This is a genomic window from Coleofasciculus sp. G3-WIS-01 (genome assembly GCF_040223135.1).
Classification (GTDB): domain Bacteria; phylum Cyanobacteriota; class Cyanobacteriia; order Cyanobacteriales; family Coleofasciculaceae; genus Coleofasciculus.
The window spans coordinates 1-18,182 of sequence record NZ_JAVJZI010000264.1 but is presented as its reverse complement, the minus strand read 5'-3'; the positions used below and the strand labels follow the sequence as shown (position 1 = coordinate 18,182).

Below are 18,182 nucleotides of genomic sequence, written 5' to 3'. Positions count from 1 at the left end.
TTAATCTAACCGGATTTTTGTGTTAAAACTTGTACTATTATCCGATGCCGAAGTTTAGGTGATTTAGTTCTAATATGAAAGCATTACTTGTCTATCCCCTTTTTCCCAAGACATTCTGGTCTTATGAAAAAATATTAGAGTTAGTCGATCGCAAAGTTTTACTTCCTCCTTTAGGGTTGGTCACTGTTGCGGCTATTTTACCACAGACGTGGGAGTTTAAACTGGTTGATCGCAATATCCGACCCGTCACTGAAGCGGAATGGGAATGGGCGGATATTGTGATTCTCTCGGCGATGATTGTGCAAAAAGGGGATTTACTGGCGCAAATCCGGGAAGCTAAACGGCGAGGGAAACGGGTGGCTTGTGGTGGTCCTTTCCCTACCTCTGTTCCCGATGAGGTTCAGGAGGCGGGGACTGATTATCTGATCTTAGATGAAGGCGAAATTACATTACCTCTGTTTGTTGAGGCGATTCAACGGGGAGATGAGACAGGAATCTTCCGCTCTAATGGGGAAAAACCGGATGTGACAACCACGCCAATTCCTCGGTTTGATTTATTGGAATTTGACGCTTATGATTCAATGTCGGTGCAATTCTCGCGGGGTTGTCCGTTTCAATGTGAATTTTGCGATATTATTGTCCTCTATGGACGTAAACCTCGGACGAAAACACCCGCCCAGTTATTGGCAGAATTAGACTATCTCTATGAACTGGGATGGCGGCGGGGTGTGTTTATGGTTGATGATAATTTCATTGGCAATAAGCGGAATGTCAAGTTATTGCTGAAAGAATTAAAGGTTTGGCAAGAAGCACACCAGTATCCTTTCCGATTTAATACCGAAGCCTCCATTGATTTGGCGGAAGACCCCGAACTCATGCAATTAATGGTAGAGTGCTATTTTGATGCTGTCTTTCTGGGAATTGAAACACCGGATGAGGATAGTTTACAGTTGACTAAAAAATTCCAAAATACCCGCAGTTCACTGGCGGAATCTGTGGATATTATTACTGAGGCGGGATTGCGGGTGATTGCTGGCTTTATTGTCGGCTTTGATGGCGAGAAATCTGGTGCCGGTTCGCGGATTGTCCGGTTTGCTGAACAGACGGGAATTCCAACGACAACCTTTGCCATGTTGCAAGCCTTACCCAATACAGCGTTGTGGCATCGATTGGATAAGGAGGGACGACTCCGAGGGAAAGATGGCAATATTAACCAGACGACTTTAATGAATTTTATCCCCACGCGACCTTTAGAAGAAATTGCCAGGGAATATGTCGAGGCGTTTTGGCAATTATATGAGCCAGAGCAATATTTAGATCGGGTGTATCGGTATTTTCTTAAACTGGGAGAACCGAAGTGTAAACCCCCGTTTAAATTGCCGAGTTGGGTGGATTTAAAGGCAGTGGCGATTGTCTGTTGGCGACAGGGAGTGAAACGGAAAACACGCTGGAAGTTTTGGCATCATTTGTTTAGTATGATTCGGCGAAATCCGGCGGTTTGGGAGCATTATTTAATTGTTTGCGCTCACAACGAGCATTTTATGGAATATCGTCATATTGTTAGGGAGCAGATTGAGGGACAGTTGGCGGAGTTTTTAGCACATGAGGAAAAGTCGAAAGCCTCTACAGAGAATCGGAAAAATCCGGTGATTGTATAGTAGAGAAATTACCCATAGCCTCTACTTGTAGTGGCATGACACAGCTAAAATTGTGGAATATTTTACTGATTTCTGGGCGCACGTCGGTCATTGGTGTCAACTTAAGCCACAACCCTTACCAATTCTCGTTTCCAGCTTTTAGCTGGAAATGCTATTCAGCGGCTCTGCCGCTAGTAGGAAATTACGTATAGCTTCTACTTGTAGTGGCATGACACAGCTAAAATTTTGGAATAGATTTTACTGATTTCTGGGCGCACGTCGGTGCGCCCCTACACTACTCCATCTAATTAAGTGTTCAATAGGGTTTTTGGTGTAATTTTTGAATGAGACTCGATAGTTAATGAAGTGAGACATCAGGTATGCTGGTTGAGTTCAGTGTAGAAAATTATCGTTCATTTAAAGAACGGCAAACCTTAAGTATGGTGGCTTCGGAAGATGAAGCGATGCTTAGTAGTAATAGTTTCCCTATGCCAAGAACGAAGGATCTACGCTTACTCACCAGTGCTGTAATCTATGGTGCAAATGCATCTGGCAAGAGTAATTTACTGCGAGCCATGCAGACATTAAGGAATATTGTAGTTAGTTCAGCCTCTCGAATGCAAAAGCGTGATAAGTTTGATGTTCAACCCTTTTTGCTTGATGCTGAATGTCAAAAGCGACCCACAGACTTGGAAGTCATTTTTATACATGATAAAATTCGCTTTGAATACGGAGTGAGTTTAGACGAAAACCGAGTTTATGAAGAATGGCTACTTGCCTATCCCAAAAAACGTGCTCAGACTTGGTTATCTCGTACTTATAAGCCAGATAATCCAGACTTCCAGGCAGATGATGGCTATGAATGGTCGTTTGGCGCGGGATTAAAAGGAGAAAAAGAACGAATTAAAAATTTTGTGCGTTCCAATTCGTTATTCCTCTCTCATGCTGCACAAAATAACCACCCTCAGTTAACAAAGTTATTTGATTGGTTTGAAGAAAAATTAAATATGATCAGCCCACTAATTAGTCCATATTTTTCTGGGCTATACACTGCTGATAGATGTGAAAAAGACAAAGAATTTTACCAAAAAGTCGTTAACCTTCTGATTCAAGCCGATCCGGATATATCAGATATAAAAATAGAGATGCGCCCTTTTTCTTTAACATCTGAGGGAAAAAAAGCTATAAATAACACCCCATTTCCTTATTGGGAACAATTCAAAGACATGAAAATTCCCGATATTAAAATTATCCATAGAACCATGGATTCTGAACAAAAAGTAACACTTAATTTAGAGGACGAATCTGAAGGTACAAAGCGTTTATTTGAACTTGCTGAACCTTTGGAGAGCGTTCTTGATGGAGAGATTTTAATGATTGATGAACTGGATAGAAGCCTACATCCATTATTGTCAACAGCCTTAGTTAAAAGATTTAATAATCCCAACAGAAATAAAAACCAGGCTCAATTGATATTCACGACTCATGATACGAGTCTTCTCGATGGAGAAATTTTCCGTCCCGATCAGATATGGTTTACAGAAAAAGATAAAAGTATGACTAAGCTCTACTCCTTACATGAATTTAAGCCTTGTGAGGATGAATCTCTACAAAAAGGTTATCTAAAAGGTCGATATGGAGCTATTCCATTTGTCGGTGGACTCAATATTTAAACCATGCCAAAGCAGCGAGGAAAGTCTGAACAAGAACTCAAGCGCAAAAAAAAGTTTAGGCGACCCAGTAAATTGATTCTGATTGTGGTTGAAGGTCAAGAAACCGAATACAATTATTTTTCTGACTTAAAACAGGATTTAAAATTACCGACAACTACGATAAAGGTGGTTTCCGGTTCTGGTGGCTCTTGTATCGATATCGTGAAAAATGCGATTAAGCTTTGTGAAGCAAACCAGAGAGATAATCAAAAGAAGGGCAAGCCAAGATACGATGAAGTATTTTGCCTATTTGATGGGGATAGACCAGAATATAAGCAAGCTATAATGGATGCTCATCGCTATTCAGTCTACAAAATTAAGCCAATTCTGTCGATTCCCTGTTTTGAGTTCTGGTTTTTACTGCATTACCGCTATACAAGTAGTCCCTTTGAGAATTATAAACAAGTGATCGCTCAGTTAAATAAAGAATTTAATAAAGTCGGTATTGAAGATTATGATAAAAGTAAATCAGGTTACTACGGTTTACTGAAACCACAACTCGATCAAGCTATTGCGAATGCTAAAAAATTAGAGGGTGCTGCTTGTACTAACCCATTAACACAAGTACATGATATAGTCATTTACCTGCAAGTACAGAAAGGTTTTAGCGGTTAAGTTTTTCTAAAATTCCCAATGACTGTTTTCTATGTTCATCTTTTACTCTACAATTTTTATGAACCAAGCCGTATTGGGTTAACTACAGATTTGACGTATGAGCCAAGCCTTACAAGAGATGCAGCGTAGTGCAGGAGCAACGTTTGAGCCAGTTGCCCAAGTGAAAGTGCCAACCAGTTTCGGTAATGATGCAGCCGCTATACAAGCAGCGCGTCAAGGGGTGGCTTTAGCTGATCTATCCCATTGGGGACTGCTGAAAATCTCTGATGACGATAGACTGCGCTTTTTGCATAATCAAAGTACCAATGATTTCCAGAAACTGAAACTAGGACAAGGTTGTGATACGGTTTTTGTTACCTCAACTGCCCGTACTATTGATCTGGTAACCGCTTACGTTACTGAAGATGCGGTATTACTGTTAGTATCTCCCAATCGGTGTCAACAGTTACTAGAATGGTTGGATCGCTATATCTTTCCCATGGATCGGGTGGAATTGGGAGATATCTCGAATGAGACTGCTATTTTTAGCCTAATCGGACCCGAAAGTGATACCCTTTTGACCAAGCTAGGTGTCCAGTTGCCGATTGGTGAGGGATATGGTGGTCATCAACATCTAAACCTAAATGATATAGATGTGCGAATTGCTAGAGGGAGTGGTTTGGCACTCCCTGGATATACCTTAATTGTCCCCACCAGCGATGGGGCAAAGCTATGGCAAACCTTAACTACAGCCAATGCTACACCAATGGGCGATCGCGTATGGCAGCAGTTGCGAATTGAACAAGGGCGCCCACTTCCCGATTACGAACTGACAGAGGATTATAATCCCCTAGAAGCGGGCTTGTGGACTACAATTTCCTTTAATAAAGGATGTTATATCGGTCAGGAAACGATCGCGCGGTTAAATACTTACAAGGGTGTCAAGCAGCAGTTGCGGGGAGTGCGTTTACCAGCACCTGTGGAACCGGGAACCGTAATCACCGTGGATGGGGAAAAAGTAGGTAAGTTAACCAGTTGTACTCAAACGGAACAAGGTTGCTTTGGTTTAGCCTATATCCGCACCAAAGCTGGAGGCGTTGGGCTTAAGGTTAAGGTGGGAGAGGTTGACGGTGAAGTTGTGGATGTTCCCTTTTTAACCCACGAGTACCATGGAAATCAGTAGGGGCGGGTTTAGCCTTTAATTGTTGTATCCTACCGATAACCTTTCAACAAAACCCGCCCTTGTTTGATTCTGTCCTTCTCGAAACCGCTATTTACCCAACAGGCTGATCTTGGAGTTGGGTTTCGTTCCTCAACCCAACCTACAAAGGTCAATGATATTTCCGATAGAGCATCGCCTTCACCGGCTGTCCTTCTTTGAGATGACGTTGCACCACTGTTGGGACTTCATCGGGGTGAACGCGACAATACCAGGTTTGTTCGGGCAGAACCACGACCATCGGACTATTGCCACATTCTCCTAGACAACTACTACCCCTGACTGTAACCCCATTGACAGGTGAGGCTTGAAACGCTGCCAAGACTTTTACTGCACCTTGTTGGCGACAAGTGCGGTGCTGACAGACAAGTATTTGTCTTGTCTGTGTTGGCGACAAGTGCGGCGCTGACATACCAGTATTGGAGTGAACAGTTGTCTTAATTTTAACGACACATATACCTATCTCTTGACAAATGACACAAGACAAAGGAGATAAGACAAAATATTAAGCTTTGTTACGGCGAATTGTTAAGCTGTATTTCAAATTGAGCCGCGATCGCACCTAAGTGATGAAATCAGCCAGACGTCCGTGATACCATGCCATCCGTACCTCGAAAACGATTGGGAGAAAACATGCCTGCACTAAGGGTTGCAGTTGTTGGTTCAGGACCTGCTGGCTCGTCTGCCGCAGAGACTTTAGCAAAAGCCGGAATCGAAACCTACTTGTTTGAGCGCAAGCTAGACAATGCTAAACCCTGTGGCGGAGCCATTCCGCTCTGTATGGTTAGTGAATTTGACCTGCCACCTGAGATTATCGATCGGCGAGTCAGAAAGATGAAAATGATCTCGCCATCGAATATAGAGGTGGATATCAACCTGGTAAAAGAAGACGAATATATTGGCATGTGCCGCCGCGAAGTCCTAGATGGCTTCATGCGGAACCGCGCTGCCAAGCTGGGTGCAAATTTAATTAATGGCACTGTTCATAAACTCGATATTCCCACAAGTAATACAGAACCCTATACCCTTCACTACGCCGACCATTCCGATGGGAGTCTCAGTGGCGTACAAAAAACCCTGAAAGTAGACCTGGTGATTGGTGCTGATGGCGCTAATTCCCGCGTGGCTAAGGCAATTGACGCCGGGGACTACAATTATGCGATCGCGTTCCAAGAGCGGATTCGCCTACCAGGGGACATGATGAACTACTACGAAGACCTGGCAGAAATGTATGTGGGTAACGACGTTTCTCCTGACTTCTACGCTTGGGTCTTCCCCAAATACGACCACGTTGCCGTTGGCACGGGTACGATGAAGGTTAACCAAGCCAAAATTAAAAAGCTACAGGCGGGGATTCGCGCTCGTGCAGCCAAGAAACTCCTCGGTGGTGAAATTATCAAAGTAGAAGCACACCCAATTCCAGAGCATCCCAGACCTCGGCGAGTTGTTGGTCGGGTGGCGTTAGTTGGAGACGCCGCCGGAACAGTAACGAAATCTTCCGGTGAAGGGATTTACTTTGCTGCCAAATCCGCGCGGATGTGCGCCGAAACCATTGTCGAAACCTCCAATGGTGGAACTCGCATTCCCACGGAAGATGACCTCAAGCTTTATCTCAAGCGTTGGGATAAGAAATATGGCATCACCTATAAGGTGCTGGATATTCTGCAAACCGTCTTCTATCGCACCGATGCGACTCGTGAAGCATTTGTGGAGATGTGTTCAGATCTGGATGTGCAGCGACTCACGTTTGACAGTTACTTGTACAAAACGGTTGTACCTGCTAATCCTTTAGTGCAGCTTAAAATTACTGCCAAAACCATTGGTAGTCTGTTGCGCGGAAACGCTTTAGCACCGTAATCATACCAAATCCGGGTTAGCTATCCCCGTTATAACCTAGTCCGCGCAGGCGGACGAAAGGGCAAGTGTAGCAGCGATTTCAATCGCCGTGGCAAAAGGGGTGATAAAGGCGGATTTGGTATCATTCCTCTTGTCATAACCCCAAGGGCGGCGGGAACGTGCATTCGCTTTTAGGATGCTCTCCTAGCCGCCCCCATTGTAAATGTCAGATGACCTTAAATATTAAGTTCTGATAAAGCTAATCGAGATATCTATAAAGTTTTTATAAAGTTGACCGATTTTTATTGTCAACCACCTAATTAAGGGCTTACTATAAAAGTGCTGGTAAATTCAACTCACTTATTCAACCAGCGAATTCTATACAGAAGCACTAACTGAACTGTCTATCTAATCCTAAATCTATTCCTTGGGAGTCCCCTCTTTTATAGTAAAAGGGGGGATTCTTAGTTGTGGCTTTCTTTATTGACAGAGGGTTGAGTAAGGCGCTGACTGGTATGCTGGTGGGCAATGCCCACCCTACGGTATATCAAGGTTTCGTTAACCAAAAAATGCTTATTTCAGTGCCATTGTACTGAGGGTGAACCTAGATTCTCGTACACCTGATTAAGACGGCGAATGTTCGTTTAACCAACGTTCCAAATCCTCCAAAAGATTCAAATCTAAAATATCCTCAGTTAAATTTTCCAAATATTCTAAAGGCAAGCTTTCAACTTGGGTGCTTATTGCCACCGGGAGTTCTCCAAAACGCTTGTTAAGTAAACGCATAACTAGAGCGATCGCTTCTTGAAAACGTCCTTTTGCTTCCCCTTGTTCTGCCGCATAGGTTATCCGCCCTTTCTCATCTTGCAACATGATTCCCCGGCGCTCCACGACTTCTAACTCTTCTACGGTCATTTTGGCTTGGTTAGCAATATTTAAAGCCAGTTCTATCTCAGACACGTCTCCCAAACTATCAGGAATATTATCTAGACTAGCCGCTTCTTTTAGAAAGTAAATCCACTTATCGCTTAAACTGGTTAACTCTGACAATGTTTTATTGAATTTCGGTAGCTCGACGAAGATTAGCTGCAATTCTGGATCAGGATATTCAAAGTTTTTGTTTTTTTCCTGAAAAACAAATTGATTGATCACATCTGGAGTATTGTTAAACAGGATAAAATCCGTAATTGTTACGGCGATTACCGGATTGAGGATCAGGTAATTTTCCCCAATTCCTAACTGATTACTATAAGCTTTACTCAGATTGTAAACGATTCGTTTGCTAAAAGCTGTCACCCGCGCTATTTGCATTTCAATAATAACAACAGAGCCGTTAGCTAAAACAGCTTTTATGTCTAAATAAGTATCTTTTAAGGTTATTGCCTGACCTGGATTATAAGGGTTGGCAATTGTCAAAGATTGAATAATTTTCTCTCCATTATAAATAATGGCATTGAGAAAACTAATTAAAACCTCTTTGCTTTGTTCTGAACCGAAGATTTTTTTAAAGGCATAATCGACCTTGGGGCTGATAAATTTCATGGTTTTATCCCGGTTAAGCCTGAAGTTAAAGGAGCGCTAGTAATCTTATTTTAGTAGTAAACAAGCGTCGTGGCTTTTCTATTGGGTTGTGGTTATCCTGATGCTATTTAAAAACAATAGGGAACCTGGCGCGTGCGTAGGGGCGGGTTTCACTATTATCTTTTTGGTTGCACAAGGGATGTGACTCGCGCCCGCCCCGCCTTTCTCCGGTGAACAATCTCAACACCATTGGTTTTTCGAGCATAGGTATATTTATATTGCAACCATAGACTTTAACCTATGCCAGTGGTTGCCGATCGCGGCGAGTGTAATCACTGCCACAAAAATTAATCTTTATTTACAACCATCTTGCCCAAGGAAAGCCAAACCCGCGATCGCAGGTTCTCTGACTGACGTAAATCTAGGGTTTTTGGGGATCAGGGGATCTCAGGCTTAGGGGATGCGATCGCGCCAAACCCCATCTATATACCCCATTTCCCGTCAGCGTTGAGCTGGAGTCAGGTTGCTAACATCAGCCAGCGTAGTCAGGCTTGAAGTCAATTACCCATATTTTTTGCTTTTGTTCACATTTATATAAATAAATTACACAAAACTGTAATAATTTGCTTAAACTGGCTTCAGAGTCACTCTGAACCCATAAAAGCTTTTAGACATTCATAGGCGTCATTATATAGATACTTAAACCCCATCCCATCCCCACACCCCCTTTCCTTTCCAGAGGAGTTATGTCAATAATGCGATTAGCAGGCAGCAAGCAACGGCTGGCGACTCAGCCCAAGCCTCGATGCCAGCTCATTTAATAGCTACGACAACATTCCAGTTTTGATCCAAACGATAGGAGACGACGAAGCGTGAAACTCTCAGTTTATGGAAAAGGCGGTATTGGTAAGTCCACAACAAGCTGTAATATCTCCGTAGCTTTAGCCAGACGCGGCAAAAAGGTGTTGCAAATTGGCTGTGATCCGAAACATGACAGCACCTTTACCCTGACAGGCTTTCTCATTCCCACGATTATCGATACGCTTCAGGAAAAGGATTATCACTACGAAGACGTTTGGCCCGAAGACGTGATCTATAAAGGCTATGGTGGCGTTGATTGCGTCGAAGCGGGTGGACCTCCAGCCGGTGCGGGTTGCGGTGGCTATGTTGTCGGTGAGACGGTGAAGCTACTCAAAGAACTTAATGCGTTTGACGAGTACGATGTAATTCTGTTTGATGTTCTCGGTGACGTAGTTTGTGGGGGATTCGCTGCGCCTCTGAACTATTCCGACTACTGCATGATCGTTACCGATAACGGCTTTGATGCTTTATTCGCGGCGAATCGAATTGCGGCTTCCGTGCGTGAAAAAGCCCGTACCCACCCCTTGCGTCTAGCGGGACTCATCGGGAATCGTACCTCGAAGCGGGATCTGATCGATAAGTATATTGAAGCCGTACCCATTCCCGTGTTGGAGATTCTGCCTTTAATTGAAGATATTCGCATCTCTCGGGTTAAAGGGAAAACCATTTTTGAAATGGCAGAAACTGATCCGTCTCTGACACCTGTGTGTGATTACTATCTCAATATTGCCGATCAAGTATTGGCACGTCCAGAAGGAGTCATTCCCAACGACTCCCCCGATCGCGAGTTGTTCTCCTTACTGTCTGACTTCTACCTGAATCCCCCACAACCCAAGGTAACGTCAGAGGAAGAAGAACTTGACCTGATGATGGTTTAATTAGTCATTGGTTATTGGTCATTAGTCATTTGTGGTTAGGTTTGTAGGTTTGTAGGGGTGAAGCATTTGGGGGACTATCTGTTGTCACTGTCACATCAATGCTTCTTCCCAAATGCTTCACCCAAACCCGAGAACCAAAAAATAAGGAACAGTTACGAAAGACAACGGACAAATGACAAATGAAAATTTTAATAAACGAAGAGAGGAGAATTAATTATGACAGCGCTTCAAAACCCCCAATCGCTAGAGTTTGAATGTGAAACTGGAAATTACCATACATTTTGCCCGATTAGCTGTGTGGCTTGGCTCTATCAGAAGATTGAAGATAGCTTCTTCTTAGTGATTGGGACTAAAACCTGTGGTTACTTCCTGCAAAATGCCATGGGGGTGATGATTTTTGCTGAACCCCGTTATGCGATGGCGGAATTAGAAGAAGGAGATATTTCCGCCCAACTGAATGACTACGAAGAACTCAAGCGGTTATGTTTACAGATTAAGCGCGATCGCAACCCTAGTGTAATTGTCTGGATTGGCACTTGCACCACGGAAATCATTAAGATGGATTTAGAAGGCTTAGCGCCGAAGCTCGAAGCAGAGCTTGGGATTCCCATTGTTACAGCGCGGGCGAATGGGTTGGACTATGCGTTTACTCAAGGGGAAGATACAGTCCTCGCGGCGATGGCTCACAAATGTCCCAGTAAAGCACCAAAGGTAGAAGCAGAAAAAGAAGAACGGAATGCGATTTCCAAACTGCTCAACTTTGGACGCCAGAAAGAAGAGGTAGCGGCGGAAGAATCGGAGTATGTGGATCATCCTCCCCTGGTATTATTTGGATCGTTACCTGACCCCGTGGTGACAAATCTTACCCTGGAACTGAAGAAGCAGGGGATTAAAGTTTCTGGTTGGTTACCCGCCAAGCGCTACACCGAACTCCCCGTGATTGAAGAAGGGTATTATGTCTCTGGTGTCAACCCCTTTTTAAGTCGCACCGCCACAACCTTAATGCGTCGCCGCAAGTGTAAATTAATCGGCGCACCGTTCCCTATTGGTCCCGATGGAACTCGTGCTTGGATTGAGAAGATTTGTTCGGTGTTTGGTATTGAACCGAAAGGGTTAGATGAACGGGAAGCGAATATTTGGGAAAACCTGGAAGAATATGTCAAGTTAATACGCGGTAAGTCGGTTTTCTTCATGGGGGATAACTTACTGGAAATTTCCCTGGCTCGTTTCTTAATCCGCTGTGGGATGACTTGTCCAGAAATTGGCATTCCCTATATGGATAAGCGGTATCAGAAGGCGGAATTGGATCTGCTGGAGAAAACCTGCCATGAGATGGGAGTACCGACGCCAAAGATTATTGAGAAACCAGATAACTACAATCAAATTCAGCGGATTTATGAGTTGAATCCGGACTTAGTAATTACCGGAATGGCACATGCGAATCCCTTAGAAGCGCGAGGAATTAATACTAAGTGGTCCGTTGAGTTTACATTTGCTCAGATTCACGGCTTTACCAATGCGCGGGATATTCTGGAGTTAGCAACTCGTCCCCTGCGGCGCAATAACAGCCTCAAGGATTTGGGTTGGGATAAGTTGGTGAAGGAAGAAGCGAAGGTTTGATCTCTCCTCCTTTGAGATCTCTCCAACCCTCCGGATTCCGGGGGGTTTCTAATGTGTTACTCTATATCTTACAAGTACGAGAACGAGTGAATATGAACTCACAGGAGGAAATACTGTGACAGAATTGAATAACCAAGACTTAGAACCAGAATCACTTGATGAAGACACGTTAGACGAAGCAGACAATGATGACGAAGAAGATGAACGACGTAGCTTTCGCTACAATCCAGATGAAATTAATATTATTACTAGAGAACCAACAATTGAACAGCTTCTGAGACGAATTGATCAACAAGCACTTAATTTAGCACCGGATTTTCAGCGTCAAGCTAATATATGGAAACCGGATGTTAAAAGTAGACTCATTGAATCCATATTGATCCGCATTCCATTACCGGCTTTTTATATTGATGCAACTGACGAAGAGAATTGGTTGGTTGTAGATGGAATGCAGCGGTTATTTGCTCTAAAAGAATTTGTCAAGGATAACAAGCTTACGCTGAGTGGATTAGAGTATCTTAATGATCTTGAAGGGAAAATATATGATGAATTGATACCCAGATATCAGCGACGCATTCTTGAAACACAACCAACAGTTTATCTAATTCAAAAAGGTACACCTCCTGAGGTAAAATACAATATATTTAAACGTATTAATACAGGTGGAACACCTCTTTCGCCTCAAGAAATACGCCATGCGCTTAATCCAGGTCAAGCAACTAAGTTTTTAGCTGAACTTGCGGGAATGAAAGAATTTACCCAAGTTGTTGACCTTAGTAAATCTAAAAAAATGCGAATGGATGATCGAGAATTCGTCTTAGGGTTTATTGCCTATACACTTTTCTCTTATAAAGACTATCACGAAGGAAATAGAGATGAATTCTTAAGTGAAGCATTATTTAAGGCTAATCAATTAACAAATGAAGAATTGAATTCTATAAAAGAGCAATTCAAAAAATCTATGATAGCTGCACATGAAATATTCGGCGAAAATGCTTTTCGTAAACTATCTAATAAAAATCAAAGGAAATATCCATTAAACAAAGCAATATTTGAAGTGTGGTCAGTGAATCTTGGTAAACTAGGCGATAATAAAATCCAAGAATTAAAAAACAAAAAGCAAGAAATAATTGATTCAGTCCGTTACTATATAGACAATGATCAAGAATTCAACTCATCTATTTCTCAGGCAGCGAATAAGGTTGACTATCGATTTAGGACTGTTGAAAAAATAATTCAGGATGTATTGTCATGATTCGTCAGCTGCACTTAATCAATTTCAAACCTTTTTCTAATCAGCTTCTTGAGTTTAGACCGCTAACCCTACTTTCTGGTCTTAATAGTACCGGTAAATCTTCTGTTCTTCAATCGCTACTGCTACTGCGTCAATCTTATCAACAGGGATTATTACCAGCAAAAGGTTTGGCACTAAACGGTGATTTGGTTTGCATTGGAACAGGGCAAGATGCGCTTTTTGAGGGAGCAGGAAAAGATCCAATTGAATTTGAAGTTGTTTGGGATAATGATGAAAGTGGTAGATGGCGTTTCAATTACGATCGAGAAGTAGAAGTATTAAACCTTGATTCGGAACCTGTCAAACAAGAAGTTTATGAATCAAGTCTTTTTAATAAAAATTTTCACTATTTACAAGCTGAAAGAATTGGTTCAAGACCTTTTTTTGAAATGTCCGATTTTCAAGTGAGGCAGCTTGGCAAACTTGGAACTAGAGGTGAATATACCTCTCATTTTCTTTTTTTGAATGGGCGTAAAGAAATTCCCAACAGGAAATTAAGCCATCCAAAAGTAAACATTAAAGGTCAAACAGGTAAAATAGGAGAAAAATCACTTGATTTAATAGATCAAGTCGAGGCATGGATGGGAGAAGTCAGTCCAGGTACACGTATTAAAATTGACCCTAAACTAGATGTAGATCTGATGACATCCCAGTATTTCTACGGAGATAGCAATCCTTACCGTGCTACTAATGTTGGTTTTGGAATTACTTACACTTTACCCATTATTGTCGCCGTACTTTCATCTCCTCCAGGTACACTAATTCTACTGGAAAATCCAGAAGCTCATCTTCATCCCAAAGGGCAATCAAAAATGGGTGAATTATTGGCAATTGCCGCTAGTTGTGGTGTTCAAGTTGTCATAGAAACTCATAGTGACCATGTTTTAAATGGAATTCGTCTGGCTGTTAATGGTAGAAAATTAGATCATAAGGATGTACAAATTCATTATTTTCAGCAGACAGAAAAACAAGGGCAATATTTTATAGAAGTAGTTTCCCCCAAGATTCGAGCTAATGGAAGAATTGATCACTGGCCCGATGGATTTTTTGATCAAATGGAGAAAGATTTGATGGAGTTAATTTGAATGCACTTCTTGATCAATGAATGCTCTTTTATTGGGCAGGCAAAGTATGATGAAGATGCTGACAACCTCATGAATGTATTGCTTGAAATCATCAAGGAACTAGAACCCATTCGAGGTAAAGAGCCTATACTCACTCATAGTTGTTTCTTTGGGTGTAATATATCTCAAACTATTAATGTAAGTAAATGGTTATATAAAAAAGCAAAATCATCTATAGGGGAAAAACAAGAAAATAGTCGATTGTTATTGATTAAATTAAAGAACAATGGCCCTTTTATAGATGAAATTTTAGACGAAAAAGTGGACTATTACGAATGCCAGTTTAATAATCAAGATGTTTTGGGTAGTTCATTGGCAGGAGCAGCTTATCTGAAAGGAACTTTAATAAGCCTACAAAATGCACCTGATTTTTTAGTTGAGTACATTCATGTAAAGTTCAGTATAGATAGCGATGTAAGTGAAGATAGAGAAATTCTTAACCTAACTAATGTAACCCAAGCAAAGAAGTTACGACCGAAATATATACCCAGTCCTAAGCACGCTCCAGGTGGTTGGGGTACGCTCATGGATTTAACGGATGAAGAAGCACAACAAGTTTTGGATACAGGAATTGTCAGTGGTAGACAAATTTATGGATATTTCAATGGGCAATTCTATGAATTTCAATCAGACAATGTGGATGGCTTTCATGGATATCCTGTTTCTGAAAATGAAGTGCCTTTTAATGTTATCAAGCAAATAAAAAATGAGGAATTTTAAGTTCTCCGGATGCTTGGTGTAAGAAGTAGCATATTATACATATTGTGCGATTGTTTATTGTTATTTTATTGACCTGATTCAACGTTGACGCTTAACTGCATCCATCATTAACTCTCCATTATGTCATCCCTGAGATTTCGTCATACAATTTTAGCCGTCTCTTACAATTCTCAATCAAACGCTTACCGATCCAAATAATTTCATTAATTATGTCAAATCTGACATGATACGACTATAGCACAGGTAGGGTGCTGACTTGATTAAGGTGTTCGGCATTTAAACCTTAATGTCAACAACTGCTAGCATCGTTGTAATGCGAGCATCTTGCTCGCTACCCATTCCCAATTTAAATGCGTGACAGCTTAACCAGGAACGATCGCGTCCGGGAAAATTTAGTCCGCCTGTCAATAGGAACCAATGATTATGTCGCAAAAAAAACAGTCTACGCTCTCTTTAGAGATAACTAATTCCTAAACTTCTGCTAAGATATTACGGATTTATTAATCAAAAGTAGTATATAAACAAAGAACTTGATAAAGTTATACATTAATTTAAACTATCAACAGAGTTATTCTCGTTGATGGTATATTCAGGTCTGAGGAGTCAGTATGTCAAAAATCCCATTTCAGATAAGTGTAGCCTTAGCGACATTAATGACTGGTGGAATCGCCAGTGCGACGGTGCAAACACCGATTGAACCGATGGAGTTTGATCGCACCCCCACCACAATGCCGATCGCGCAAGCTCAATTGCTGGATCAATTGTGGCAACAGGTGAGCCAGTTACGGGGTGTGGGTAAATATCGAGAGGCAATCGCGATCCTAGATCGGATTGTGCAGATTCAGCCAGAAGCGTTCTTGGCATGGTACTGGCGCGGTGAGATATTCAGTAGTTGGGGACAGTACGAAAGCGCGATCGCATCCTACGATGAAGCGATTCGACTTCAACCCAGTTATCTTTTAGCTCAGTATCAGAAAGGACAAGCCTTATACGAACTCCAACGCTATCAGGCGGCGGTGACAACATGGCAACAAGCCTTAATCTTAAACGCTGAATCGGAGTATGAACAAACCTTAATCACCACCGTCATCCCCAAGCAAATTGCCCAAGTGCTGTCTTATGAGTTGCGACAGTATAATCAGGCGCTCTCCATCTATGATCAACTCTTGCAAACGAATGAGCAGATGGCGTCAGTTTGGGTAGAACGCGCCGCCGCATTGTATAAACTCGAACGCTATCAAGACGCGGTAGCCAGTTGTGACAAAGCCTTAGAACTTGAACCGCGAAACGCCCTCGCCTGGAAACGACGGGGATTAGCGCTGTATCAATTAGAACGTTTCGACCAAGCGATCGCGTCTTTAGAACGGGCGGCGAGTTTTAACGGCACAGATTTGGAAGTAACCACCTTACTCTCTATTCTTACCACCTCTGGCGAATCTACCACCGAAGTTCGTGGCGCCCAACAGCGACTTTTAGCGCTGCAAACCGAAATTCGCACCGCCGAAGCCCGATTAGAGACATTGCGGAATGAACGCCAAACCCTAACCGCCCAATTTGAATCCTCTCAATCTCAAGTCAATCAATCGCAACAGCGATTAGTCGCCCTGGGCGAAGAAATTCAAACCGCCCAAACTCAACTCCAATCCTTCCAAGTCGAAATCCGGGAATCTCGACAACAGTTAATCGCCATTCGAGAAGAAATTGACACCGCCCAAACCCAACTCCAATCTTCTCAAGCGGCGGTGCGACAATCTCAACAACGGTTAGTTGAAGTGCGACAGGAGATTACCAGGACCCAAGCCCAACTGACATCCCTACAGAGTGAAAGCCAAAGCTTAGAAGCTCAACTGGTGGCGGTACGGGAGGAAATTGAAACTGCTCAAGAACGCTTGGAAGCCTCCCAAACGTCTGTGCGTCAATCTCAACAACAGTTAGTTGAAGTGCGAGAAGAAATTAACACCGCCCAAGTCGAATTGACATCACTCCAAAGTGAACGCCAAAGTCAAGAGGCGAGACTGGTGGCGATACAGGAGGAAATTGAAACATTTCAAGAACGCCTGGAATCCTCTCAAGCCTCTGTGCGCCAATCACAACAACGGTTAGTTGCAGTGCGACAAGAGGTTACCACAGCTCAAGCCAGAGTTGAGTCTCTACAGAGTGAACGCCAAAGCTTAGAAGCCCAACTGGTGGCGGTACGTGGCGAAATCGAAACCGCTCAAGAACGCCTGGAAGCCTCCCAAGCGTCTGTGCGACAATCTCAACAACAGTTAGTTGAAGTGCGACAAGAGATTACCAGCGCCCAAGCCCAACTGACATCCCGACAGAGTGAACGCCAAAGCTTAGAAGCCCAACTGGTAGCAGTACGGGAGGAAATCGAAACCGCTCAAGAACGCCTAGAATCCTCTCAAGCGTCTGTACGTCAATCTCAACAACAGTTAGTTAAAGTGCGAGAGGAGATTAACAGCGCCCAAGCCAGAGTTGAGTCTCTACAGAGTGAACGCCAAAGCCTAGAAGCCCAATTGGTGGCGGTACGTGGGGAAATCGAAACCGCTCAAGAACGCATGGAAGTCTCTCGCCGCGAACTCCGCACCGTACAACAACGCCTAAGTACACTGCAAGGGGAAATCCAAACCACGGAACAAAGAATAGCGACGGCTCGAACTGAACTGCGTCAGTTAGAAGAGCGCAAGACAGTGGAAGCTGAGACATTACAGACTCTACAAGTTCAATATTGCAGTTTGCAAGAAAATTTAAGTGAATTGGAAGTCGCTATCCGTCGAATTCGGGGAGAGACCGCTGCAGCGGTTCAACGTTGTCAATTGTCGAACGTCGAATAATATCGGTAGTAGGGGCGCAAGGCTTGCGCCCCCTTCAATGGTCAAATTTATTCCACAATTTTAGCTGTACCACACCAGTAGGGGCACGACATGTCGTGTCCCTACTAATTTCGGTGTCGTGCCCCTACTAATTTCGGTGTCGTGCCCCTACTAATTTCGGTGTCGTGTCCCTACTAATTTCGGTTCAACATTGACATCCTCCCCCGGCTAAAGAGCGCGGGGGATTCCTCACCACGCCACCTTTAGCCGGGGTGGTCGCTGATTGGGGTTGACGCTTCGCTGAAGGTTGCCTCCAAATGAGGTCTTACACCCTCTCCACGTCCGTTTAT

At 43.0% G+C, this 18,182-nt stretch carries 13 protein-coding genes; 11 read left to right on the top strand and 2 right to left on the bottom strand.

The annotated features are described in order from the left end of the window. Positions 1-74: 74 nt before the first annotated feature. The 4 genes from RIM23_RS28265 (at position 75) to ygfZ (ending at position 5,126) form a co-directional block, all read left to right on the top strand. The gene (locus tag RIM23_RS28265; RefSeq protein WP_446371485.1) at positions 75-1,658 is read left to right on the top strand and encodes a B12-binding domain-containing radical SAM protein; all 1,584 of its coding nucleotides are present in this window, start codon (positions 75-77) and stop codon (positions 1,656-1,658) included. A gap of 359 nt (positions 1,659-2,017) precedes the next feature. After that, positions 2,018-3,310, top strand: coding sequence for an AAA family ATPase (locus RIM23_RS28260; RefSeq protein ID WP_446371483.1), 1,293 nt, complete (start codon positions 2,018-2,020; stop codon positions 3,308-3,310). A 3-nt stretch (positions 3,311-3,313) separates the two neighbouring features. Next, the gene (locus RIM23_RS28255) at positions 3,314-3,964 is read left to right on the top strand and encodes an RloB family protein (protein WP_446371481.1); all 651 of its coding nucleotides are present in this window, start codon (positions 3,314-3,316) and stop codon (positions 3,962-3,964) included. A 97-nt stretch (positions 3,965-4,061) separates the two neighbouring features. Further along, on the top strand, positions 4,062-5,126 hold the full coding sequence (gene ygfZ / locus RIM23_RS28250) for a CAF17-like 4Fe-4S cluster assembly/insertion protein YgfZ (protein WP_446371479.1): 1,065 nt from the start codon (positions 4,062-4,064) through the stop codon (positions 5,124-5,126). 148 nt (positions 5,127-5,274) lie between these two features. Here ygfZ and RIM23_RS28245 read toward each other — a convergent pair whose 3' ends face one another. Continuing rightward, positions 5,275-5,574 carry a (2Fe-2S) ferredoxin domain-containing protein gene (locus RIM23_RS28245; protein ID WP_446371477.1) on the bottom strand — a complete coding sequence of 100 codons (300 nt, stop codon included), beginning with the start codon at positions 5,572-5,574 and terminating at the stop codon, positions 5,275-5,277. 221 nt (positions 5,575-5,795) lie between these two features. Between RIM23_RS28245 and chlP the strand changes: the two genes are divergently transcribed. Further along, positions 5,796-7,019 (top strand): geranylgeranyl reductase, encoded by a 1,224-nt coding sequence (gene chlP / locus RIM23_RS28240; RefSeq protein ID WP_446371524.1) that lies wholly within the window; start codon positions 5,796-5,798, stop codon positions 7,017-7,019. Positions 7,020-7,622: 603 nt separating this feature from the next. On the opposite strand, the gene RIM23_RS28235 is transcribed toward chlP, so the two are convergent. Next, complete coding sequence (locus tag RIM23_RS28235) at positions 7,623-8,540, bottom strand: Rpn family recombination-promoting nuclease/putative transposase (RefSeq protein WP_446371475.1); 918 nt, start codon at positions 8,538-8,540, stop codon at positions 7,623-7,625. 851 nt (positions 8,541-9,391) lie between these two features. Here RIM23_RS28235 and bchL point away from each other — a divergent pair. The 6 genes from bchL (at position 9,392) to RIM23_RS28205 (ending at position 17,853) form a co-directional block, all read left to right on the top strand. Next, on the top strand, positions 9,392-10,258 hold the full coding sequence (bchL, locus tag RIM23_RS28230; protein WP_446334843.1) for a ferredoxin:protochlorophyllide reductase (ATP-dependent) iron-sulfur ATP-binding protein: 867 nt from the start codon (positions 9,392-9,394) through the stop codon (positions 10,256-10,258). Between the two features lie 216 nt (positions 10,259-10,474). Further along, the gene (locus tag RIM23_RS28225) at positions 10,475-11,878 is read left to right on the top strand and encodes a ferredoxin:protochlorophyllide reductase (ATP-dependent) subunit N (RefSeq protein WP_446371473.1); all 1,404 of its coding nucleotides are present in this window, start codon (positions 10,475-10,477) and stop codon (positions 11,876-11,878) included. A gap of 115 nt (positions 11,879-11,993) precedes the next feature. Next, on the top strand, positions 11,994-13,133 hold the full coding sequence (locus RIM23_RS28220) for a DUF262 domain-containing protein (RefSeq protein WP_446371471.1): 1,140 nt from the start codon (positions 11,994-11,996) through the stop codon (positions 13,131-13,133). Next, positions 13,130-14,257, top strand: a complete 1,128-nt coding sequence (locus RIM23_RS28215) for an AAA family ATPase (protein WP_446371469.1) — start codon at positions 13,130-13,132, stop codon at positions 14,255-14,257. Before RIM23_RS28220 ends, RIM23_RS28215 begins: the two co-directional genes overlap by 4 nt. Further along, on the top strand, positions 14,258-15,016 hold the full coding sequence (locus RIM23_RS28210) for a hypothetical protein (protein ID WP_446371467.1): 759 nt from the start codon (positions 14,258-14,260) through the stop codon (positions 15,014-15,016). A 608-nt stretch (positions 15,017-15,624) separates the two neighbouring features. Then, positions 15,625-17,853 (top strand): tetratricopeptide repeat protein, encoded by a 2,229-nt coding sequence (locus tag RIM23_RS28205; RefSeq protein ID WP_446371465.1) that lies wholly within the window; start codon positions 15,625-15,627, stop codon positions 17,851-17,853. Positions 17,854-18,182 lie beyond the last annotated feature (329 nt).